Source organism: Burkholderia sp. KJ006, from assembly GCF_000262695.1.
Lineage (GTDB): Bacteria > Pseudomonadota > Gammaproteobacteria > Burkholderiales > Burkholderiaceae > Burkholderia > Burkholderia vietnamiensis.
In genome coordinates this window covers 235,986-257,081 of the sequence record NC_017920.1, presented here as the reverse complement: position 1 = coordinate 257,081, position 21,096 = coordinate 235,986, and the positions used below count along the sequence as shown (strand labels likewise).

General features: G+C 69.4%; 20 protein-coding genes and 1 tRNA gene. 10 read left to right on the top strand and 11 right to left on the bottom strand.

All coding sequences use genetic code 11. The features are described from left to right. Nucleotides 1-375 precede the first annotated feature (375 nt). The 3 genes from MYA_RS01125 (at nt 376) to MYA_RS01115 (ending at nt 4,050) form a co-directional block, all read left to right on the top strand. The gene (locus MYA_RS01125; RefSeq protein ID WP_041493732.1) at nt 376-1,794 is read left to right on the top strand and encodes a DUF2957 domain-containing protein; all 1,419 of its coding nucleotides are present in this window, start codon (nt 376-378) and stop codon (nt 1,792-1,794) included. 164 nt (nt 1,795-1,958) lie between these two features. Beyond that, nucleotides 1,959-3,200: a DUF2957 domain-containing protein gene (locus MYA_RS01120; RefSeq protein WP_011882977.1), complete on the top strand. Its 1,242-nt coding sequence runs from the start codon at nt 1,959-1,961 to the stop codon at nt 3,198-3,200. A 16-nt stretch (nt 3,201-3,216) separates the two neighbouring features. Further along, entirely contained in the window at nt 3,217-4,050 is an 834-nt protein-coding gene (locus MYA_RS01115) for an OmpW/AlkL family protein (RefSeq protein WP_011882976.1), read from the top strand. A gap of 214 nt (nt 4,051-4,264) precedes the next feature. Here the strand turns inward: MYA_RS01115 and MYA_RS01110 are convergent, their stop codons facing one another. Continuing rightward, nucleotides 4,265-5,185: a LysR family transcriptional regulator gene (locus MYA_RS01110; protein ID WP_014722264.1), complete on the bottom strand. Its 921-nt coding sequence runs from the start codon at nt 5,183-5,185 to the stop codon at nt 4,265-4,267. A gap of 96 nt (nt 5,186-5,281) precedes the next feature. On the opposite strand from MYA_RS01110, the gene MYA_RS01105 reads away from it, so the two are divergent. Beyond that, a complete protein-coding gene (locus MYA_RS01105; protein ID WP_041493731.1) occupies nt 5,282-6,559 on the top strand; it encodes an MFS transporter in 1,278 nt (425 codons plus the stop codon). A gap of 275 nt (nt 6,560-6,834) precedes the next feature. On the opposite strand, the gene MYA_RS01100 is transcribed toward MYA_RS01105, so the two are convergent. The 3 genes from MYA_RS01100 to MYA_RS01090 all read right to left on the bottom strand — a co-directional run bounded on the left by MYA_RS01100 (nt 6,835) and on the right by MYA_RS01090 (nt 8,874). Beyond that, nucleotides 6,835-7,470, bottom strand: coding sequence for a LysE family translocator (locus MYA_RS01100; protein ID WP_014722261.1), 636 nt, complete (start codon nt 7,468-7,470; stop codon nt 6,835-6,837). Nucleotides 7,471-7,540: 70 nt separating this feature from the next. Then, the gene (locus MYA_RS01095; RefSeq protein ID WP_224019990.1) at nt 7,541-8,485 is read right to left on the bottom strand and encodes an NAD(P)-dependent oxidoreductase; all 945 of its coding nucleotides are present in this window, start codon (nt 8,483-8,485) and stop codon (nt 7,541-7,543) included. Between the two features lie 155 nt (nt 8,486-8,640). Beyond that, on the bottom strand, nt 8,641-8,874 hold the full coding sequence (locus MYA_RS01090; RefSeq protein WP_014722260.1) for a hypothetical protein: 234 nt from the start codon (nt 8,872-8,874) through the stop codon (nt 8,641-8,643). 364 nt (nt 8,875-9,238) lie between these two features. Here MYA_RS01090 and MYA_RS01085 point away from each other — a divergent pair, with 364 nt between their 5' ends. The 4 genes from MYA_RS01085 to MYA_RS01070 are packed head-to-tail and all read left to right on the top strand — an operon-like array spanning nt 9,239 to nt 13,497. Beyond that, entirely contained in the window at nt 9,239-10,444 is a 1,206-nt protein-coding gene (locus tag MYA_RS01085) for an efflux RND transporter periplasmic adaptor subunit (RefSeq protein WP_011882970.1), read from the top strand. A gap of 10 nt (nt 10,445-10,454) precedes the next feature. Next, nucleotides 10,455-11,153, top strand: coding sequence for an ABC transporter ATP-binding protein (locus tag MYA_RS01080; protein WP_014722258.1), 699 nt, complete (start codon nt 10,455-10,457; stop codon nt 11,151-11,153). A gap of 18 nt (nt 11,154-11,171) precedes the next feature. Next, nucleotides 11,172-12,326, top strand: coding sequence for an ABC transporter permease (locus MYA_RS01075; RefSeq protein ID WP_014722257.1), 1,155 nt, complete (start codon nt 11,172-11,174; stop codon nt 12,324-12,326). Between the two features lie 4 nt (nt 12,327-12,330). Next, entirely contained in the window at nt 12,331-13,497 is a 1,167-nt protein-coding gene (locus MYA_RS01070) for an ABC transporter permease (RefSeq protein WP_011882967.1), read from the top strand. A 24-nt stretch (nt 13,498-13,521) separates the two neighbouring features. On the opposite strand, the gene MYA_RS01065 is transcribed toward MYA_RS01070, so the two are convergent. Both MYA_RS01065 and MYA_RS01060 read right to left on the bottom strand, forming a co-directional pair. After that, on the bottom strand, nt 13,522-14,865 hold the full coding sequence (locus MYA_RS01065; protein ID WP_014722256.1) for a carotenoid oxygenase family protein: 1,344 nt from the start codon (nt 14,863-14,865) through the stop codon (nt 13,522-13,524). Between the two features lie 17 nt (nt 14,866-14,882). After that, entirely contained in the window at nt 14,883-15,512 is a 630-nt protein-coding gene (locus MYA_RS01060) for a DUF2239 family protein (RefSeq protein WP_011882965.1), read from the bottom strand. A 249-nt stretch (nt 15,513-15,761) separates the two neighbouring features. On the opposite strand from MYA_RS01060, the gene MYA_RS01055 reads away from it, so the two are divergent. Both MYA_RS01055 and MYA_RS01050 read left to right on the top strand, forming a co-directional pair. Beyond that, nucleotides 15,762-17,102 carry an MFS transporter gene (locus MYA_RS01055; protein WP_014722254.1) on the top strand — a complete coding sequence of 447 codons (1,341 nt, stop codon included), beginning with the start codon at nt 15,762-15,764 and terminating at the stop codon, nt 17,100-17,102. A gap of 67 nt (nt 17,103-17,169) precedes the next feature. After that, nucleotides 17,170-18,564 (top strand): enolase C-terminal domain-like protein, encoded by a 1,395-nt coding sequence (locus MYA_RS01050; RefSeq protein ID WP_011882963.1) that lies wholly within the window; start codon nt 17,170-17,172, stop codon nt 18,562-18,564. A gap of 74 nt (nt 18,565-18,638) precedes the next feature. Here MYA_RS01050 and MYA_RS01045 read toward each other — a convergent pair. From MYA_RS01045 to MYA_RS01025, 5 genes are all read right to left on the bottom strand, one after another. After that, nucleotides 18,639-18,714: transfer RNA gene (locus tag MYA_RS01045), tRNA-Ala, on the bottom strand. A gap of 65 nt (nt 18,715-18,779) precedes the next feature. Beyond that, complete coding sequence (locus tag MYA_RS01040) at nt 18,780-19,136, bottom strand: c-type cytochrome (RefSeq protein ID WP_011882941.1); 357 nt, start codon at nt 19,134-19,136, stop codon at nt 18,780-18,782. Beyond that, nucleotides 19,133-19,930 (bottom strand): BON domain-containing protein, encoded by a 798-nt coding sequence (locus MYA_RS01035; RefSeq protein ID WP_014722252.1) that lies wholly within the window; start codon nt 19,928-19,930, stop codon nt 19,133-19,135. Before MYA_RS01035 ends, MYA_RS01040 begins: the two co-directional genes overlap by 4 nt. Nucleotides 19,931-19,947: 17 nt before the next feature. Beyond that, nucleotides 19,948-20,532 (bottom strand): SIS domain-containing protein, encoded by a 585-nt coding sequence (locus MYA_RS01030; RefSeq protein WP_011882939.1) that lies wholly within the window; start codon nt 20,530-20,532, stop codon nt 19,948-19,950. Between the two features lie 126 nt (nt 20,533-20,658). Continuing rightward, nucleotides 20,659-21,087 (bottom strand): YraN family protein, encoded by a 429-nt coding sequence (locus tag MYA_RS01025; RefSeq protein WP_011882938.1) that lies wholly within the window; start codon nt 21,085-21,087, stop codon nt 20,659-20,661. Between the last annotated feature and the right edge of the window lie 9 nt (nt 21,088-21,096).

Genomic DNA, 21,096 nt, shown 5'->3' with positions numbered 1-21,096 from the left:
CATATCGGGCAATGAATTAAATCCAGTCGCCGGATTTACAAATATTTACAAGCTTTCCATTGCGCGAGTGGCGTTGAATTAATTCAACGGTTTTTATCCAGTCAATCCCGAATAGGGATAAACCGGATACCCGCGATTTAAACGCAGCCGTTATACGCGGGAAGGCTCCGGACGCCCGAGCCGCGCGGCCGACGCCCACCGCGGCGCCACTCTATGACGCGTCGCGCGTTTTAATTCTTACTGAAATCCGCTTCCCGCAAGGATTCGTCGCGGACGCTTTGTTTCAAGCGCCTTTTTTAGACGAGTTCATCAATTGACAGCGAATATCCAGACGGCGACATTAGCTCGCACAATTAAACGATTGGAGACAGCGGCATGTCGCACGCCTTATCGAAGGGGGTGGCAACGGCCTTTGCCATCGCACCTTTCCTGATTGCCTGTGGTGGGGGGGATTCCGGCGGCGCGCTCGCGCCGGTCGACGCGCCCCAATGTTCCGGATCGAGTTGCGGCACGCAAGGCCAGCCGCCGTCGCAGCCCATCAACGGCGCGCTGTGTCCGGCCGATGCCGACATCGTGAAGAGCACGTACCTCGGCGGCGCCGGCAGCGGCGAGGTCGTCAGCGTCAACATCGACGCGGTCGCGATGACCTACACGCTCAAATGGCTCGAATCGCCGATTCCGCTCGCGACCGGCACCGTCACGCCGAGCCGCGCCGGCGTCACGATCACCGGCAAGGTCGTGCACCCGCCGACCGGCACGCTGCCCACCGCCGAGCAGACCCGCTGCGCGTTCGTGCTGACGCCGGGCGCCGGCACCGCCCCGAACGGCTCGACCTACTCGACGGCCGCCGACTTCAACCAGGCGAACCCGCCGATGCTGCTGGTCGGCATGGGCGTCGCGGGCGGCGGCATCCCCGGTGCGACGGTCCAGTACGACGGGCTCACGATCATCCCCGGTGTGATCCAGAACGTCGGCCAGGTGCCGAACCGCCATTTCGATTTCTACCCGTTCCTCGGCTTCGCGAGCACGACGACCGACCTCTCGAAGCTGCCGGGCACCTACAACGCGCTGATCTATCACCTCGTGCCGTCGGGCAACTACGCGACGAAGGGCGTCAACTCGAGCGAGACGTTCGATGCGAACGGTGCGTGCACGTCGTCGTCCGGCAGCTGCATGACGACCGGCAATCCGTGGACACCGCATGCGAGCGGCGGCTACTTCGACAGCACGCAGGCGCCGCAGATCCTGCCGCAGACGTCGCTGCCGCTGATCGGCGCGACCGGCAAGTCGGCGACCGCGCACATGGTGATCGGGCAGCTCAACGGCGCGACGGTGCCGGTGATCGTGCGTACCGGCGACGTGAACCTCGGCACGCCGCCGCTGCATACGGACGCCAAGGTCGACGACGAATCGGGGATCGCGGTGCTCGCCGGCGCGACGGCGCTCCGGTCGGGCGCGATCGACGGCGGCTACGCGGGCGCGGACTCGAACTTCAAGTACACCGCCGCGCTGATCCGCGGCAGCAACGCGTCGTTCATCAATCCGAGCACGCAGGCCGAAGAGGACGGCTTCACGCTCGACTACGGCCAGTCGACGCCGGGCCTGCTGAACACGACCACGAAGCCGGCCAGCGGCGCGACCTACCCGTCCGCGTCGGGCGTGGTGATCGCGACGGGCGGCCTGTACGCGGCACTCGTGCAGGGCACCGTGAATGGCGGCGTCACGTCGACGTCGGCGAACGCGAGCACCTCGTCGACGCCGTACTTCGGCGTGGGCGCGCAGATCAGCAAATAAGCGGTGCGCGGCGGCGGGCGCGCCGCCGCGCACCGCACGCATCGCAGGAAAGGCACGAAACGTCGGCGCCCGGCACGGCGCAGCTACGCACGCGGCACGAGCAACGAAACAGAAGCGGTCGACAGGGAGCCGGCCGCCGAACAAGACAAATCTGGAGGAGCAACATGAAGCGCAACCTCGTTCTGGCGGCGGCCCTTGCCGCCCCCCTTCTTTCCGCATGCGGCGGCGGCAGCGACAACCCGCCGCCGCTCGTCGAAGACCGGCTCTGCCCGGCGTCGCTCGACTACAGCACCGTCTTCACGGGCGGCGCGGGCAGCGGCGAACTGGCCAAGGTCCAGCTCGACACGACCAAGATGACCTGGCAGGTCACCTACGTCGAATCGGCGGTTCCGCAAACCACCGGTACCGTCACGCCGACGCGCGCCGGCACCGTGGACAGCGGCACGCTCACGCAGGAAACGATGTTGCCGACCAACAAGCTCAACCAGTGCGCGTTCCGCCTGAACGGCGCGAGCCTCGATCCGTCGCGGCCGGCGCGCATCTTCGTCGGCTTCGGCGTCGCCGGCGGCACGATTCCGGGCAAGGAGATCCAGTTCAACGGCGTGCTCGGCCAGGCCGCGGTGCCCGACACGAAGTTCCCGTACTACCCGTTCATCGGTTTCTCGTCGATCGAAACCGACATCACGAAGGTCGCCGGCACGTACAGCCATATCGGCTTCGGCGAAGTGCCGTCGCAGAAATTCGCGCCAGCGTCGATCGATGCGAAGGTGACGATCAACGCCGACGGCACGTGGACCAAATGCGACACGACCGGCCAGTTCGCCGGCGGCGCGTGCGTGCAGCAGGGCACGAACTTCGTGCAGTCGGCCGACGGCAGCGGCGCGTTCCAGAGCAACAACTACCAGAGCCAGCTGAAGCCGACGCTGTCGGCGACGCCGCAGGGCAAGGGCTTCATGATCGTCGGCAGGCTGCGCAACCAGCTCGTGCCGGTGCTCGTGCGCACGGGCGTCGCGAACCCGAACCCGACGCCGGACAGCAACGGCGTGCCGGGCCTCACCGCCGACGACGAATCGAGCATCTCGATCCTGTCGCCGCAGACGGCGATCGCGGCCGGATCGCAGAACGGCGAATACATCGGCGTCGACAGCCAGTTCGACTACCGCACCACCGCGCTGATCAACAACCAGGCCACGCTGCTCGATCCGTTCCAGCCGTCGCAGGCTTCGCTCGCGACCGCGCTCGACCTCGACTACACGCAGAAGGTGCCGGGCACGGTCACGACGATCCACACGGGCTCGGGCAGCACGTCGCCGACCGGCAAGTTCATCTTCACGGGCGGCGTGTTCGGCTTCCTCGACAACGCTGGGACGACGCCGTATTTCACGATCGGCGCGTTCGTCCAGTAAGCGGAGGCAAGCCGTGATGAACAAGACCCTTCTCTGCGCGGCAGCCGGGGCGCTTGCCCTGGCGCCGCTCGCCGCGCAGGCGCAGAGCGCCGGCAGCAACGTCGTCACGCTGGGCTGGTTCCACGTGATGCCGCAGCAAAGCAGCACGCCGATGACGACCAACGTCGCCCCGACGCCGATCAACACGCCGCTGCGGCTGCCGCCGACGTTCACGTCGCCCGGCACCGGCCTGCGCACGAGCGGCGCCGACACGGTCGGGCTGACGGTCAGCCATTTCCTGACCGACCACATCGCGGTGACGTCGGTGGCCGGCGTGCCGCCGGTGTTCAAGGTGTCGGGCCAGGGGACCATCAGGCCGCCGGGACCGGCCGGCGCGCTCGGCACGCAGAACATCGGGCTCGCGTCGGTGAACCCGATCGTCAAGAGCGTGCGGCAGTGGAGCCCCGCGGTGTTGCTGCAGTACTACTTCGGCGCGGCGACCGCGAAGTTCCGGCCGTTCCTCGGGCTGGGCGTGTCGTACAACTGGTTCAGCGACCTGCAGCTCAATACGAACTTCATCAAGCAGACGCAGGACAATCTGGGCGCGATTCTCGCGGCGGGCGCGGGCAAGCCGGGGACGACGTCGGTGGAGGCGAAGGCTTCGTCGTCGTGGCAGCCGGTGTTCAACGCGGGCTTGCAGTACAACTTGACCGAGCACTTCGGGCTGATCGCGTCGGTGACCTACATCCCGCTGAAGACGACGTCGACGGTGACGATCAAGGCCGCCGACGGCACGGTGCTCGCGGAGTCGAAATCGGAGCTGAAGGCGGATCCGATCATCAGTTACGTCGGGATGACGTACAAGTTCTGATGCTGACGAAGCCGGATGAAACCGGCCGAAGCTGCAGGAAGCGACAGCCCGCGTCAAAAAACGCGGGCAAAAAAAAGCCCGCCTAAGAGGCGGGCTGAATCCATATCAGAGGAGACATGGAGGAGACAGGTGTAACTATAGCGAATCGAATGCGGCATTGCAACATTTCCGTAGAGAAAATCAGGATTTTCCCTCGAACGCGCACTCTAGCCGTTTAGTCGTCATCCGACCCCTCCCCGTTCTCCCGCTCCAGCACGGCGCCGAGCGTGTCGCGCAGCAGCGCGACCGGCCGCGTCAGGCGGCCCGGCAGCGCGCCGTGCACCATCCATACGTTGATTCGCGTCTCGAGCCCCGTGGTTTGCACCACGCGCAGCGCGTCGCGATGTGCGCTGCGCGCGAGCGCATTCGGCGAGGCGATGCCGATGCCCGCGCCGCGCGCGACCAGCGACAGCTGCAATTCCGAGCCGAACGCCTCGACCGCGACGTCGAACGGCAGGCCGGCCGCGCCGAGCGCGCGGCTCAGCGCCGAACGCATGCCGCAGCCGTCCTGACTCAGCACCCACGGAAAACCCGACAGCACGTCGAGCGACAGCGGCCCGTCCGGCAGCGGGAAATCGCGCGCGGCGACCAGCACCGTCGGCTGCGTGCCGAGCAGCGTGGCCGTCAGCGTGTCGGGCAGCGCCGCGCTGGCCGGCACCATCACGGTCGCGACATCGACCGTGCCGCGCTCGATGCCCTGCACCAGCGCCGGCGACCAGCCGGCCGTCACGCGCAACGTGAGCCGCGGAAACGCATCGCGCAGCCGGTCGATCGGCTGCTCCAGCGCGAGTTCGGACAGAAACGGCGGCACGCCGATGCGCAGCTCGCCCGACGGCTCGCTGTCGGGCGAGCCGGCCGCCATCAGCTCGTCGATCGCACCGAGCACGTTGCGCGCCAGCGCATAGACGTCGCGCCCGGCGGCGGTCGGCTTCAGCGGCTTGCTCTGCCGCTCGAGCAGCGGCAGGCCCAATAGCGCCTCGAGGTTCTGCACGCGGCGCGTCAGGCCCGGTTGCGTCAGATGGAGCTTCGCGGCGGCGGCGACCATCGAGCCGCTGTCGACCACGGCGACGAACGCCTGGAGATCACGCGTATTCAAAGCAAACTCGCATAATCATGTTAGACATATTTCAATTGTCGCATAACGATGCGATACCTACGATGAGGACTTCTTCCTCACTTGCGCGGAGCTCCGATGAACTGCCCTGCCGACGCCTGCCCCGCCGCCGTTCGCCGCGCGGCGCACGCCCAGCCTGCGCTCAGCGCCGGCATGACGCTGTTCTTCGCCGCGACGGTCGGCGTGATCGTGATGGACCTGTTCGCCGCGCAGCCTCTGACCGGCGCGATCAGCGCGGACCTGCGCCTGCCGGCGGGCCTCACCGGCCTGGTCGCGATGCTGCCGCAGCTCGGCTACGCGGCCGGCCTCGTGCTGCTGGTGCCGCTCGTCGACCTGCTCGAGAACCGTCGGCTGATCGTCGCGACGCTCGTGGTCTGCGCGGCCGCGCTCGCGCTGCCCGCGTTCACGCGCTCGGGCGCCGTGTTCCTGGCGGCGGCGCTCGTCGCCGGCGCGGCTTCCAGCGTGATCCAGATGCTGGTGCCGATGGCGGCGGCGATGGCGCCCGAAGCGCAGCGGGGGCGCGCGGTCGGCAACGTGATGAGCGGGCTGATGCTCGGCATCCTGCTGTCGCGGCCGCTCGCGAGCCTGATCGCCGGCACGGCTGGCTGGCGCGCGTTCTACGTGCTGGCCGCGCTCGCCGACGCGGCGATCGCCGCGGTGCTCGCGCTGCGGCTGCCGTCGCGCGTGCCGTCGGTCACGACCGGCTATCGGGCGCTGCTCGCGTCGATGGGCCGCCTCCTCGCCGCCGAGCCGGTACTGCGCCGCCATGCGCTGTCGGCGGCGCTGGCGATGGCCGCGTTCAGCGCGTTCTGGACGGCCGTCGGGCTGCGGCTCGCGCAAGCGCCGTTCGGCCTCGATCTGCACGGGATCGCACTGTTCGCGTTCGCGGGCGCGAGCGGCGCGATCGTCACGCCGCTGGCAGGTCGCGTCGGCGATCGCGGCCACGGTCCGGGCGCGCAGCGCGCCGCGCACCTGACGATGCTCGCCGCGCTGACCGTGCTGGGCATCGCCGGCGCCGGCTGGTTCGGCTTCGACGCGCCCGCGCACCGCGGCATCGCGCTGGCGCTGCTGGCCGGCGGCGCGGCGCTGCTCGATGCGGGCGTGATCGTCGACCAGACGATCGGCCGGCGCGAGATCAACCTGTTGAACCCGGCCGCACGCGGGCGGCTGAACGGCCTGTTCGTCGGACTGTTCTTCGTCGGCGGCGCGCTGGGGGCCGCACTTGCGGGCAGCGCGTGGGCGTGGGGCGGGTGGAGCGCCGTGTGCGGCGTGGGGTTCGGGTTCGCGGGCGCAGCCACCGTATTCGGCTTGTCGGCCGGGCGCCGTGCCGATACCGCGGCGACGCCGGGCGCGTGACGGCGCATGCGCACGCGCCGACGTGGAAGCGCCCCGCCCTACGACAAGATGCGGGGTGTAAGGCCGACCGATGCCACCGCGACGCCACACGCGCGACAGCACATGCCCCATGCCCTGACGTGAAAACGCCCCGCCCTACGACAAGGTGCGAAGCGTGCGGCCGTGCCGATACCGCGGCGACACCGCACGCGTGACAGCGGGTGCCCACGCCCAACGTGAAAACGCCCCGCCCTCGGACGAGGTGCGGGGCGTGCGGCCGGCCGCGCCGGCGGCGTTCAGTGACGGACCAGCGCCATCATCGCGCCGAAGCCGACGAACAGCCCGCCGGTCAACCGGTTGAAGACGCGCGCGACGCTCTGGCTCTTCAGCGTCGCGCCGATGCGCGTGCCGAACGACGCGTAGACCAGATACCAGCTGACCTCGATCGCCGCGAACGTGACGACGAGGATGCCGAATTGCGGCAGCGTCGGCTCGGCCGCGTTGATGAACTGCGGCAGCAGCGCGGCGGCGAACAGGATCGCCTTCGGGTTGCTGCCCGCGACCAGGAAGCCGTTGCGAAACAGCGCCCACGACGACGCCGATGCGCCCGGCGCAGACGCGGCGAGGTCGGCGGCCGGCGCGTCGTCGACCCGTGCGCGCCAGGCCTTCACGCCCAGATAGATCAGATAGGCGGCGCCCGCGAAGCGCAGTGTATTGAACATCGCCGGCCACGCCTGCAGCACCGCGCCGAGCCCGGCCGCGGAGACGGCCAGCATCAGCACCAGCGCACTGAGACAGCCGGCCATCGTCGCCGCCGAGCGGCGCAGCCCGTGGCGTGCGCCGTGGGTCATCACGAGCAGCATGTTCGGACCGGGAATCGCCGACACGACGAACACCGTCGCCACGAAAAGCCACCACGTATGCAGGTTCATGCGCGCCTCAGCGATAGAGCAACGAAACGACGATTATGCCGCGTGCGCGGCGCTTCTGTCCCGCGCCGGCTCAGCGGCCCGCGCGGCGCAGTGCGACTTCGCCGAGCACCGCGAAGTCCTGGTCGCCGCCGCCGTGCGCGAGCGCATCGAGCAGGCTGTCGCGCACGACGCTCGCCACCGGCAGCGGCACCGACGCCGCGTCGCCGGCCTGCAGCGCGAGCCGGACGTCCTTCAGCCCGAGCCGCGCCTTGAAGCGCGCCGGTTCGTAGCTGCGCTCGGCGATCATCCCGCCGTAGCCCGCATAGACCGGCCCTGGAAACACGCTGCTCGTGATCACGTCGAGGAAATCGCGCATCGCGACGCCATGCGCGCCCAGCAGCGCGGACGCCTCGCCGAGCGTCTCGATCGCCGACGCGAGCGTGAAGTTCGCCGCGATCTTCGCGATGTTCGCGTGCTGCGGCAGCGAGCCGAACCGCCAGGTCTTCTGGCCGATCGCGTCGAACAGCGGCTGCACGCGGTCGATCGCCTCGGCCGGGCCGCCGGCCATGATCGTCAGCCGCGCGGCGGCCGCGACGTCCGGGCGCCCCATCACCGGCGCGGCGACGTAGTCGAGGCCGCGCGACGCATGCGCGTGCGCGAGCGACTCGGCGAGCGCGACCGACACCGTCGCCATGTTCACGTGGATCAGGCCGCGCGGCGCCTGCGCAAGCAGCGCGTCGTCGAACACGTCGCGCGCGGCGGCATCGTCGGCGAGCATCGAGAACACCGCGTCGCCGCGAAACGCGTCGGCCGGGGTCGCGACGATCTGCGCGCCGAGCGCCGCCAGCGGCTCCGCGCGCTCGCGCGAACGGTTCCACACGCGCACGGTATGCCCGGCCTTCAGCAGGTTCGTCGCGATCGCCTGCCCCATTTCGCCCAGCCCGATAAATCCAAGATCCATTTCCCGCTCCTTCGACCCGTGAAGCGGCGAGTTAAACACAGATGCCGGCAGTCTGCAGCGCCTGCGGCCGGCCATGCGCGGTGCGATGCCGACCGCATCGACTCGGCGGGCGCATCGGGTTCCGAGGCTCGGAGGCGTCGAACGCCCGAAAAAACAAAACCCCGCATGCCGGAAAGCGTGCGGGGTCTTGCGACGGGGCGGCCGGTCGCGCCGGCCGCGGCGAAGCGTGCTTAGTTCTGCGAGCCTGCGTCGTTCGTGCCGGCGGCCGATGCTGCAGCGGCCTTCGCCTGGCCCTTCTTCGAACCGTGGTGCTTCAGCTGGTGCTTCGGCTTGCTGTGATCCTTCTTGGCCGGTGCCGATGCGGCAGCCGACGTGTCGGCGGCCGGCGCCGACGCCTGTGCGAATGCCGAAACCGATGCGAGAGCGAATGCTGCGGTCATGATCGAAGCGAGCGTCTTCTTCATTGTTCTTCCTTTAGCGGAGAAAAAGTCAAACGTACCGGTAAGAGATGCGAGGCATCCGCATCGGAACATCAGTCGCGCCGGGGTTGCCGGTCACGGCCGGGCGGAGCGGCGTTGGCCTTTCCGTCACGGCAAATACTGACGCACTGGCTCCATAACGCACCGCCGGCGCGGCCAGTTGACACGCAGCTTGCATCCTCCGGGTTTCCACCGAGCACTGCGACGCAGGGCCGCGGCGCCGCCGCCCCCGCACGCGCCGAACCGCCGCTTCCGCCCGTCGCGGCGACGCTATACTGGCCTCCTTCCGACTGAACGGCGCGCGGCCCGTCGCGAGACCGGAGACCGCCGCCGTCGCGAGGCGACCCAATTGCCCGAACACAATCTGGACAAACTGAAAATCGACCGGCGTCCGCTCGCACCCGCGCCGCGCCGGCGCCGCTGGGTCCGCTACGCGGCGGCCGCCGCGCTCGTTGCCGCGGCGATTGCGGCGGCGCTCGTGCTGACCAGCCGGCCCACGGTCGACACGACGTCCGTCACGACCGCCTACCCGTACCAGAACGACACGCAGCTCAACGCGACCGGCTACGTCGTGCCGCAGCGCAAGGCCGCGGTCGCGTCGAAGGGCCAGGGCCGCGTCGAATGGCTCGGCGTGCTCGAAGGCACGCGGGTGAAGAAGGGCGACATCATCGCGCGCCTCGAGAGCCGCGACGTCGAAGCCTCGCTCGCGCAGGCGCGCGCGCAGGTGCTGGTGTCGCGCGCCAATCTCGGCGTCGCGCAGGCCGAGTTGAAGGACGCCGAAATCGCGCTGCGGCGCACCGCCGTGCTTGCGCCGAAGGGCGCCGTGCCGGCCGCGCAGCTCGACATCGACACGGCGCGCGTGAACAAGGCACGCGCGACGCTCGGCAGCGATCAGGCTGCGATCGCGTCGGCCGAAGCGAACGCGCAGGCCGCCCAGGTGGCCGTCGACCAGACGGTGATCCGCGCCCCGTTCGACGGGATCGTCCTCGCGAAGCACGCGAACGTCGGCGACAACATCACGCCGTTCTCGTCCGCGTCGGACAGCAAGGGCGCGGTCGTGACGATCGCCGACATGGACACGCTCGAAGTCGAGGCCGACGTCGCCGAGTCGAACATCGCGAAGATCCGCTCGGAGCAGCCGTGCGAGATCCAGCTCGACGCGCTGCCCGACATGCGCTTCGCGGGCCGCGTGTCGCGCATCGTGCCGACCGTCGACCGCTCGAAGGCGACCGTGCTCGTGAAAGTGCGCTTCGTCGACCGCGACGCGCGCGTGCTGCCCGACATGAGCGCGAAGATCGCGTTCCTGTCGAAGCCCGCGACGCCGCAGGACCGCCAGCCGGTGACGGCCGTGCAGGCGAGCGCCGTGGTCGAGCGTGACGGCCGGCCGGTCGTGTTCGTCGTGCAGGACGACGCCGTGCATGCGCGCGCGGTGACGCGCGGCGCGCGGATCGGCGAGCTCGTCGCGATCGGCGGCGTGAAGCCCGGCGACACCGTCGTGCTCGCGCCGGAGGCGCAACTGAAGGACGGCGCGCACGTGACCGTCGCGAAGAAATAGCGTGGCGCACGTGAACGACGCATCGCCGCCGCTCGTCGAGATCCGCCACGTCGCGAAGTCGTACCGGCGCGGCAATCAGGTCGTGCCGGTGTTGACCGACATCACGCTCGACATCGCCGCAGGCGACTTCGTCGCGCTGATGGGGCCGTCCGGCTCCGGCAAGAGCACGCTGCTCAATCTCGTCGCCGGCATCGACCGGCCCGACAGCGGCGAGCTGCGCGTGGGCGGCCTCGACATCACGCGCCTGGAAGAAGCGCAACTGGCCGAATGGCGCGCGGCGAACGTCGGCTTCATCTTCCAGTTCTACAACCTGATGCCGGTGCTCACCGCGTTCGAGAACGTCGAGCTGCCGCTGATGCTCACCACCCTGTCGCGCCGCGAACGGCGCGAGCGCGTCGAGCTGGTGCTCGACATGGTCAATCTCGGCGACCGGATGAGCCACTACCCGTCCGAACTGTCGGGCGGCCAGCAGCAGCGCGTCGCGATCGCCCGCGCGCTGATCACCGATCCGGTGCTGATCGTCGCCGACGAGCCGACCGGCGACCTCGACCGCGCCTCGGCCACCGACGTGCTCGCGATGCTGCAGCGGATGAACGCCGAGCTCGGCAAGACCATCATCATGGTGACCCACGACGCGCAGGCGGCCCGCGCCGCGCGCGCGCTCGTGCATCTGGAAAAAGGGGAGCTGATCGATGGGCACGCGGCCTGACCCACGCGAGCGCGCGACATGTTCGTATTCAAACTGATCGCGCGCAACGCGCTGCGGCACCGGCTGCGCACGCTGCTGACCGTGCTCGGGCTGACCATCGCCGTGCTCGCGTTCGGGCTGCTGCACACCGTCGTCGACGCGTGGTACGCCGGCGCGGCCGCCGCGTCGAGCGGACGGCTCGTCACGCGCAACGCGATCTCGCTCGTGTTCCCGCTGCCGGTCAGCTACGAGAACCGGATACGCGGCGTCGACGGCGTGACCGCCGTGGTGCGCTCGAACTGGTTCGGCGGCGTGTATCGCGACCCGAAGAACTTCTTCGCGAGCTTCGCGGTGTCGGACAACTATCTCGACCTGTACCCGGAGTACCTGCTGCCGGCGCAGCAGCGCGCCGATTACGACCGCGACCGGCGCGGCTGCCTGGTCGGCCGGCAGCTCGCGACGCAGTTCGGCTTCAAGGTCGGCGACGTGATTCCGCTGAAGGGCACCATCTACCCCGGCACGTGGGATTTCGTCGTGCGCGGCATTCTCGACGGCCGCGACGATTCGACGATCACGCGCCAGCTGGTGTTCCACTGGGACTACCTGAACGAGACGGTGCGCAAGCGCACGCCCAAACAGGCCGACCAGGTCGGCGTGTTCGTGCTCGGCGTCGCGCGCCCGGACGCCGGTGCGGCGATCGCGCGCGACGTCGACGCAGTGTTCAGGAACTCGCTCGCCGAGACGCTGACCGAGACCGAGCAGGCGTTCCAGCTCGGCTTCGTCGCGATGTCGAACCAGATCATCGCAGCGATCCGCATCGTGTCGTTCGTCGTGATCCTGATCATCATGGCCGTGATGGCGAACGCGATGGCGATGAGCGCGCGCGAGCGCACCGCCGAATACGCGACGTTGAAGGCGCTCGGCTTCGGCCCGGGCTTCATCGCGGCGCTCGTGTTCGGCGAATCGGTCGTGATCGCCACGGCAGGCGGCGCGCTCGGCATGCTGGCGACGCCGCCGGCCGCGACCCTGTTCAAGCACGCCGCCGGCGGCATCTTCCCGGTGTTCAAGGTGTCGGCCGCGACGATGGCGCTGCAGGCCGCGTGCTCGGTCGCGGTCGGCGTCGCGGCCGCGCTCGTGCCGGCATGGCAGGCCGCGCGCGTGCGCGTGGTCGAAGGCCTGCGGGCGATCGGGTAGGCGCATGGCGATCCCGCTCACCTACATCGCGCGCAACCTGTGGACCCGGCGCCTCACCACCGCGCTGACGGCCGGCGGGATGGCGCTCGTGATCTTCGTGTTCGCGACGGTGCAGATGCTCGACGCGGGGCTCACGCAGACGCTCGTGTCGACCGGCGAACCGGACAACGTCGTCGTGATCCGCAAGGGCGCGGAGACCGAGATCCAGAGCGCGATCGATCACCAGCAGGCGAATGCGCTCGAAATGCATCCGGCCGTCGCGCTCGGCCCCGACGGACGGCCGCTGGTGTCGAAGGAAGCGGTCGTGCTGATCTCGCTCGTGAAGGCGTCGACCGGCAAGCCGTCGAACGTCGTGATTCGCGGGGTGTCGCCGGCCGGCCTCATGCTGCGTCCGCGCGTGAAGCTGGTGGCCGGCCGCGCGTTCGCGCCGGGTTCGTCGGAGATCGTCGTCGGCAGCGCGATCGCGAACGGCTTCAGCGGCGCGCAGCTCGGCGACCGCCTGCATTTCGCGCAGCGCGACTGGACCGTCGTCGGCATCTTCGACGCGGGCGGCAGCGGCTTCGACTCAGAGATCTGGGGCGACGTCGATCAGCTGATGCAGTCGTTCCGGCGCACCAGCTATTCGTCGATGGTGCTGCGCATCGCGAGCGCCGACGGCTTCGCGCGCTTCAAGGCCGACATCGACGTCGACCCGCGCCTCACCGACGAAGCGAAGCGCGAGCAGACCTTCTACGGCGACCAGTCGAAGGCGCTGTCGACGTTCATCAACATCCTCGGCGTCACGCTGTCGACGATTTTCTCGATCGCCGCGATGATCGGCGCGATGATCACGATGTACGCGTCGGTCGCGAACCGCACCGCCGAGATCGGCACGCTGCGCGCGCTCGGCTTCAAGCGCGTCAACGTGCTCGCCGCGTTCCTGCTCGAGGCGCTGCTGCTGGGCTTCGCGGGCGGCGTCGCGGGGCTCGCGTGCGCGTCGCTGATGGGCTTCGCGTCGTTCTCGACCACCAACTTCCAGACCTTCTCCGACCTGTCGTTCCGCTTCGTGCTGACGCCCGCGATCGTCGTGAAAACGCTGTCGTTCTCGCTGGTGATGGGGCTCGTCGGCGGGCTGCTGCCGGCGCTGCGCGCCGCGCGGATGAGCATCGTCGACGCGCTGCGCGCGCAGTGACGCGCGCGCCTGCGGCGTCACGCTTCAACGCTCGCGCGGCAGCCATGCGCCGTGGAATCCGGCCGGCACGCGGCGCGGCAGGTGGACGGTCGCGACCGGCAGCGCGTCGATCGCGCTCGCATCGAGAATCACGACGTCGCTCGTGTCGGTCGCCGCGCGGTAGACCACGACCAGCAGCCAGCCGTCGTCCTCGGCGCTGCGGCCCGGACGCGGCACGAACACCGGCTCGCCGTTCTGGTCGCCCACCGGCAGCGCGTAACGCGTGCTCGTGCCGCGCACGTGGTCGTAGCGCACGACGCCGCGCATCTCGGCGCTGTCGGGCTGCTCGGCCGCATACAGATAGCGGTAGCTGCGCCCCGTGCGGCTTTCGTCGATGCGCGGCAGCTCGATGCCGCCGTCGGCGAGCGGCCCTTCGTCGATCAGCCCGTTCGCGGTATCGATCACGTAGCGCCACAGCTCGCCGACCGGATTGTCCGCAAAGCGGCCGGTGCGCGCGTCGAGCCGCAGGAACCACGGATAGCGCACCACATCGAGCACGATGCACGACGGATCGCAGTCGTACGCGTTCACGACGTGCTGGATGAAGCACGGCTCGATGCCGAACCAGCGCACGTCGCCGCCGTGGCGCGGCAGCACGCCGATCCGCGCGTCGCGCTCGTCGTGCCAGCGCAGCGGCATCCGGTGGCCCTGCTTCAGCATCGCGAAGTCGTAGCCGACGTTCAGGTCGAGCAGCAGGCTGCGGGTTTCGGTGATCGCGAGATCGTGCATCATCGATGGCGCGCGCACGTCGACGACCATGTCGACGCGCTGCACGCCGTACGCGTCCGCGACGCCGTAACGCAGCCACGGTTCGCGCCAGTCCGCGCGGAACAGGATCAGCTCGCCCGTCACCGGATCGAGCTTCGGATGCGCGGTCATCGCGCCGCCCAACCCCGCGTGCCGGGCCGGCTCGCCCAACGTGTCGAGTGCGGCCGTGATCGCGAGCGGCGCACCGCCTTCGGCCAGTGCGAGCAGTTCGCCCGCATGACGCAGCACGCTGACGTTCGGATTGGCGTCGGGCAGGTGCGGCGCCTGCTCGGGCGCCTGCTCGGGCGCATGCACGCGCGCCCAGCGCTGCGTGCGCAGCCAGCGGTTGCGGTAGCCGGTCGCACGGCCGCGCTCGAACGAGATCGCGTGCAGCATCGCCGCTTCCGGCCACCACGACAGCACGTCGTTGCCTTCGAAACGGCCTGCGGGCGGATTGGGGCCGTTGCGCAGCAACGTGCCGTCGAGTTCGGGCGGGATCGCGCCGGTCACGCGCAGGTCGACGAGATCGGCTTCGTCGGCCACCGGCGCGAGCGCGCCGCGGTTCAGGTCGAACGTCGGCATCGTGTCGCCTCCCCGGTTCAGCCTTCGTCGGCCGACGGCGGCAGATCGCCGCGCGCCAGCGCGAGCGCATGAGCGCTCACATCGGCCGGCCAGCCGGCGATCAGTTCGCCCATCCGCGCGAGATCGTTCGCGTACAGCGCGCGCACGGCCTCCTCGAAGCCCGGCAGATCGCCCGCGAGCGCCGACATGAAGTGGTACGCGCGCGCCTGCGCATCGCGCCGCCGATCGGCCGCCGCATGGGTGCGCCGCGCGTCCTCGACCAGCTTGCGCAGCGCCACCGACGCGCCGCCCGGCTGCGCGGCCAGCCAGTCCCAGTGACGCGGCAGCAGCGTGACCTCGCGCGACACCACGCCGAGCTTCGGCCGGCCGCGGCCGCGTTGTTCGCCCGCGCCCGGCTCGCCGGCTTCGGACGCTGCCCGCGCCTCGGCTGGCGCCGCTGCGTAGCGCGCGCGGACGTCGTCCGCCGTGCCGCGCAGGTCGAGATCGATCGTGCGGCCGGTCGCATCGTCGAAGATCGCGATCGGGCCGCTCGCAGCGTCGTCGGCCGCGCGCCGGACCGCCAGCGCGACCGTCTCCAGCGCCCCGGACGCGAGGCGCCGATGACCGTCGAACGCGGTGTAGGAAGGAACGAACAGGGAAAGCGTCATCGTGGCCGCCTTGCAGTGGAAATTGGAATGCCGCTATTTTTATCCGGGTATAAACAGACTGTCAATATCATCCGGGTAAAAAAGAATGCGCGTGGTTCTGTCGATTGATTCAACTTCTGAATCAATCAAGTCAGCAATTGGCATGAAAACGTGAATTCCCCCGTGCCAGAATGGCCAGACGTCATATGACGAAGCGCGCATTCGACGCGCAGTAGCCCCGGCACGTTCCGCCTCTCGGAGGAGACAGATATGAATCCGCTTCACGCATTGCCGGCGTCCGCGTCGGCAACGGCCCAGCGCACGCGTGTGCGCTGGCTCGTGCTGGCCGTGCTGTTCGCGGTCACGACAATCAACTACGCGGACCGCGCGGCGATCGCGATCGCCGGCCCCGCCATCGCGCGTGCGATGCACCTGAGCCACGTGCAGATGGGCTTCATCTTCTCGGCGTTCGGCTGGTCGTACGTGATCGCGCAGTTGCCGGGCGGCTGGCTGCTCGACCGCTTCGGCTCGCGCATCGTCTATGCGTTCAGCATCTTCTTCTGGTCGCTGTTCACGCTGCTGCAGGGCGGTATCGGCTTCATCGGCGGCGCGGTCGCGTTCGGGCTGCTGTTCGCGCTGCGCTTCCTGGTCGGCGCGGCCGAGGCGCCGTCGTTTCCGGCCAACAGCCGGATCGTCTCCACGTGGTTCCCCGCCGCCGAACGCGGCACCGCATCGGCGATCTTCAACGCCGCGCAGTACGCGGCGACCGTCGTGTTCGCGCCGCTGATGGGCTGGCTGGTGCACGCGTTCGGCTGGCAGTGGGTGTTCGCGGTGATGGGCGTGCTCGGCTTCGCGTTCGTGCTGGTGTGGAACCGCACGATGTACGACCCGAGCGCGCACCCGCGCATCAACCGCGCGGAGTTCGACTACCTCGCCGAAGGCGGCGCGCTCGTCAACATCGACCGCGCGGCCGGCGCACGCGACGGCGGCCCGTCGATGCACCACGTGAAGGCGCTGCTGAGGAGCCGGATGCTCGTCGGCGTGTACGTCGCGCAGTACTGCATCAACGCGCTCACCTATTTCTTCATCACGTGGTTTCCCGTCTACCTCGTGCAGGCGCGCGGGATGTCGATCCTCAATGCGGGGCTCGTCGCGTCGATCCCGGCCGTGTGCGGGTTCCTCGGCGGGATCCTGGGCGGCATCGTGTCCGACGCGCTGCTCAAGCAGGGACGCTCGCTGTCGGTCGCGCGCAAGGTGCCGATCGTGATCGGCATGCTGCTGTCGATGTCGATGATCGTCTGCAACTACACCGACTCGCACGTGCTGGTCGTGCTGTTCATGGCGCTGTCGTTCTTCGGCAAGGGGCTCGGCGCGCTCGGCTGGGCCGTCAACGCCGACACCGCGCCGCGCCAGATCGCCGGCCTGAGCGGCGCGCTGCTCAACACGTGCGGCAATCTCTCCAGCATCACGACGCCGATCGCGATCGGCTATATCGTCGACCGCAGCGGCTCGTTCAACGGCGCGCTCGTGTATGTCGTCGCGCACGCGCTCGTCGCCGTGATCTGCTATCTGTTCGTCGTCGGCGAGATTCGCCGCGTCGAGCTCAAATGAACTGAACGGCGCGGGCGGCGCCGGTGCGTCCGGCGGCTCGCGCATGACCGGAACCAGGAGCAAACCGATGTCCGAAGCCCGCCACACCGGCACGCCGCGCGTCACGCGCATGCGGGTGATTCCCGTCGCCGGCCGCGACAGCATGCTGCTGAACCTGTGCGGCGCGCACGCGCCGTACTTCACGCGCAATCTCGTGATCCTCGACGACAGCAGCGGCCACACGGGCGTCGGCGAAGTGCCCGGCGGCGAAGGCATCCGTCAAGCGCTCGAACGGATGACCGACGTGGTGGTCGGCCAGTCGATCGGCCGTTACCAGGCGACGCTCAACGCGGTGCGCGCGGCGCTGTCCGGCGCGGGTGCGGCGGCCGGGCGCACGATCCGGCACGAGGTGACGTCGGCGAGCGAAGCGGCGGTGCTGCGCCAGCCGCACGAAATCAATCTGCGGCTCGACAACGTGATCACCGCGATTGAGGCGGCGCTGCTCGACCTGCTGGGCCAGCATCTCGACGTGCCGGTGGCCGCGCTGCTCGGCGAGGGGCAGCAGCGCGACGCGGTGCCGATGCTCGCGTACCTGTTCTACATCGGCGAGCGGCGGCGCACCGACCTGCCGTATCGCGACGAGGCGCATGCCGCCGACCCGTGGTTCCGGCTGCGCAACGAAGCGGCGCTGACGCCGGCCGCGATCGCGGAGCAGGCCGAAGCCGCGGTCGCGCGCTACGGCTTCGCCGACTTCAAGCTGAAAGGCGGCGTGATGGCCGGTGCGGACGAAATGGCGGCGATCGCGGCGATCAAGGCGCGCTTTCCCGACGCGCGGGCGACGCTCGATCCGAACGGTGCGTGGTCGCTCGACGAGGCCGTCGCGCTGTGCCGCGGGCAAGGCGATCTGCTCGCTTATGCGGAGGACCCGTGCGGGCCGGAGGCCGGCTACTCGGGGCGCGAGGTGATGGCCGAATTCCGGCGCGCGACCGGCATTCCGACCGCGACGAACATGATCGCGACCGACTGGCGGCAGATGGATCATGCGGTGCGGCTGCAGGCGGTCGACATTCCGCTCGCCGACCCGCACTTCTGGACGATGCAGGGCTCGGTGCGGCTCGCGCAGCTGTGTCGCGACTGGGGGCTCACGTGGGGTTCGCATTCGAACAACCACTTCGACGTGTCGCTCGCGATGTTCACGCATGCGGCCGCGGCGGCGCCGGGCACGATCACGGCGATCGACACGCACTGGATCTGGCAGGAAGGCGACGCGCGGCTCACGCGCGAGCCGCTCGAGATCGTCGGCGGCCAGGTGGCCGTGCCGGAGCGGCCGGGGCTCGGGATCGAGCTCGACATGGCGCAGGTGGAGGCCGCGCATGCGTTGTATCGGCAGGTGGGCGGCACCGCGCGCGACGACGCGATGGCGATGCGGTATCTGGTGCCGGGGTGGACGTATGATCCGAAGCGGCCGAGTTATGGGCGGTGAGGGATCGGGCGGGAAACGATAGGCGGGAAAGCAAAAAGGGTTCGGTCTTGCGACCGAACCCTTTTCAAATCTGTTGGTGGAGCGGAGGAGGATCGAACTCCCGACCTTCGCATTGCGAACGCGACGCTCTCCCAGCTGAGCTACCGCCCCAACAGCTGACTATCATACACACGCATTTCTGCGCTTGGCAATAGGGGTTGTATTCTCCCGACGCGTCACTTCGACGGCGCGCCCGCCAGCACCCAGTCGACCACCGACCGCAGGTCGGCATCGCTCATGCGCGGATGCGCGGGCATCGGGATCGCCCCCCACGCGCCGGAGCCGCCGTCCTTCACCTTCTTCGACAGCTTCGCAACGGCTTGCGGGTCGGCCTTGTAGCGCGCCGCGATGTCCTTGAACGACGGCCCGACGAGCTTGCGATCCACCGCGTGGCAGCCCATGCACGCGTTGCTGCGCGCGACCCTCAGCCCGTCGCCGACATCCGCATGCGCGGTGCCGAACGCACCCGCCAGCGCCACCACCGCGGCGCCATGCCGCACCCATTGCTTCATTCTGATCCGCGTCCGTTTCATTGCGGCGCCGCCTTCGGGTTGCCCGGATGCACGCTCGTCGAATTCGAGATCGGCGCCGGCGGTTGCAGCGGCGTGGACTGGACCGACGCGTCGGGCACCGCCCCGACCGTCGCGGCATCGGCCGGCGCAGCGGCAGCCGGCGCGGCGGACGCGCCGCTCGGCGACGCGGCCTGCAGCGCCTGCGCGTCCTGCGGCTGGATGTACTGGAACACCTTCACGACCTTCTCGACGCCCGGCACCTGGCTTGCCGCATCGGCGCCGCGGTTGCCTTCGTCGACCGTCACGAGCCCCATCAGATAGACGTTGCCGCGCTCGCTGACGACCTTGTAGTAATTCGCCGACAGACCCTTCGTCGCGATCAGCTCCGACTTCACGCGCCCTTCGAGGTACGAGTCGTTCGCACGCGACGACAGCGACGACGCCGGCTCGACCGACAGCTCGTTGACGATCGCGCTCACGTTGTTGATGCCGCGCACGATTTCCTCGGCACGCCGCTTCGACGCGTCGTTCGGCACCTCGCCCGTCAGCAGCACGCGGCGGTTGAACACCGTCACGTTCACGTGCGACTGGTCCGGCAGCCCGTTGTTGATCTGCGTGAGCGCCTTGACCTGGATCTCGCGATCTTCCGTCTGCGCGCCGAGCGTACGACGATCGGTCGCGATCAGCGCGCCGCCGCCGGCCGCCGCACCGAGCACGCCGAGCACGCAACCCTGCAGCGACATCGCGAGGCCCGCCGTCAGCGCGGCGAGCAACGTGGTTCTGACGAGCGTCTGTTTGACGCGACTTTGATTCATCGACGGCTCTCCTTCGTTCAATCCTCACCCAGCAGCATCGCGTCGATGCCGTCGCACAGGCAGTGGATGGTCAGCAGATGGACTTCGTGGACGCGCGCCGCACGCGAGGCGGGCACACTGATCGCAATATCGGTGTCGGACAATGCGGCCGCGACCGCATGGCCGCTGCCGCCGGTCAGCGCGACGACGGTCATCTCGCGCTCGTGCGCTTCGTCGATCGCGGCCAGCACGCGCGGCGACGCGCCGCTGGCATCGAGCACGAGCAGGATGTCGCCGGTCTGCCCGAGCACACGCACCTGCTGCGCGAACAGCTGGTCGGCGGCCGTTGCCGCCATCAGGCCGCCCTGCGACGCATCGGTGGCCAGCGCAATCGCGGGCAGGCCCGGCCGCTCGCGCTCGAAGCCGCCGACGAGCGACACGGCGAGGTAGTGCGCGGCCGCCGCGGACAGGCCGTCGCCGCACGCGACGATCTTGTTGCCGTTCGCCAGCGCGGCGAACATCGCGTCGACCGCCGCTGCGATCGGCAGCGACAGCGCGTCGGCGGCTTCGGCATGAAGCGCGGCGCTGTCGCGGAAATGTTGCTGAATACGTTCGACTGACATCGATTTCTGGTGAACTGAGCGCGAGGGTACGCCACGCGCAACGTCATGGGTGCGGCGAGTTTACCGCACTCCGGCACCGGCTCCGGGGGTCCGGCAAGAACTCTTTACATCTCGTCACAGCTCGCGTTACGCATCGTCGGCACGAAACGCGTCGCGCAGCCAGTCGAGGCGGCCGGCTTCGAACGCGACGACGTCGAATCGGCACGCGGCGCCCGCGCCGTGCCGCGCCCAGAAATCGAGCGCTGCGGCGATCACGCGCCGGCGCTTGCGCCAGCCGACGCTCGCCGCGGCGCCGCCATGCCGCGCACTGCGCCGCGCGCGCACTTCGACGAACACCAGCATGCCGTCGGACGCGCGCATCACGAGATCGAGCTCGCCGCCGCGGATCGTCACGTTGGCCGCGACGAACGCGAGGCCGCGGCGCTCGAGGAACTGCCGCGCACGTTGCTCGAAGTTGGCGCCCACGGCTCGGGATCGCACCGCGCCCGAAAATTCGCCGCCGCCGCGCGGCGCATCGCGCCCACCCGCAGGCGCGGCAGGCGCCGCGTGGCACAATGCCGACCT

Bases quoted from the DNA above. Each gene is read 5' to 3' on its own strand.
- MYA_RS01125 (WP_041493732.1), top strand. From the start codon at position 376: ATGTCGCACGCCTTATCGAAGGGGGTGGCAACGGCCTTTGCCATCGCA.
- MYA_RS01120 (WP_011882977.1), top strand. From the start codon at position 1,959: ATGAAGCGCAACCTCGTTCTGGCGGCGGCCCTTGCCGCCCCCCTTCTT.
- MYA_RS01115 (WP_011882976.1), top strand. From the start codon at position 3,217: ATGAACAAGACCCTTCTCTGCGCGGCAGCCGGGGCGCTTGCCCTGGCG.
- MYA_RS01105 (WP_041493731.1), top strand. From the start codon at position 5,282: ATGAACTGCCCTGCCGACGCCTGCCCCGCCGCCGTTCGCCGCGCGGCG.
- MYA_RS01100 (WP_014722261.1), bottom strand. From the start codon at position 7,470: ATGAACCTGCATACGTGGTGGCTTTTCGTGGCGACGGTGTTCGTCGTG.
- MYA_RS01095 (WP_224019990.1), bottom strand. From the start codon at position 8,485: ATGGCCGGCCGCAGGCGCTGCAGACTGCCGGCATCTGTGTTTAACTCG.
- MYA_RS01090 (WP_014722260.1), bottom strand. From the start codon at position 8,874: ATGAAGAAGACGCTCGCTTCGATCATGACCGCAGCATTCGCTCTCGCA.
- MYA_RS01075 (WP_014722257.1), top strand. From the start codon at position 11,172: ATGTTCGTATTCAAACTGATCGCGCGCAACGCGCTGCGGCACCGGCTG.
- MYA_RS01070 (WP_011882967.1), top strand. From the start codon at position 12,331: ATGGCGATCCCGCTCACCTACATCGCGCGCAACCTGTGGACCCGGCGC.
- MYA_RS01065 (WP_014722256.1), bottom strand. From the start codon at position 14,865: ATGCCGACGTTCGACCTGAACCGCGGCGCGCTCGCGCCGGTGGCCGAC.
- MYA_RS01060 (WP_011882965.1), bottom strand. From the start codon at position 15,512: ATGACGCTTTCCCTGTTCGTTCCTTCCTACACCGCGTTCGACGGTCAT.
- MYA_RS01055 (WP_014722254.1), top strand. From the start codon at position 15,762: ATGAATCCGCTTCACGCATTGCCGGCGTCCGCGTCGGCAACGGCCCAG.
- MYA_RS01050 (WP_011882963.1), top strand. From the start codon at position 17,170: ATGTCCGAAGCCCGCCACACCGGCACGCCGCGCGTCACGCGCATGCGG.
- MYA_RS01040 (WP_011882941.1), bottom strand. From the start codon at position 19,136: ATGAAACGGACGCGGATCAGAATGAAGCAATGGGTGCGGCATGGCGCC.
- MYA_RS01035 (WP_014722252.1), bottom strand. From the start codon at position 19,930: ATGAATCAAAGTCGCGTCAAACAGACGCTCGTCAGAACCACGTTGCTC.
- MYA_RS01030 (WP_011882939.1), bottom strand. From the start codon at position 20,532: ATGTCAGTCGAACGTATTCAGCAACATTTCCGCGACAGCGCCGCGCTT.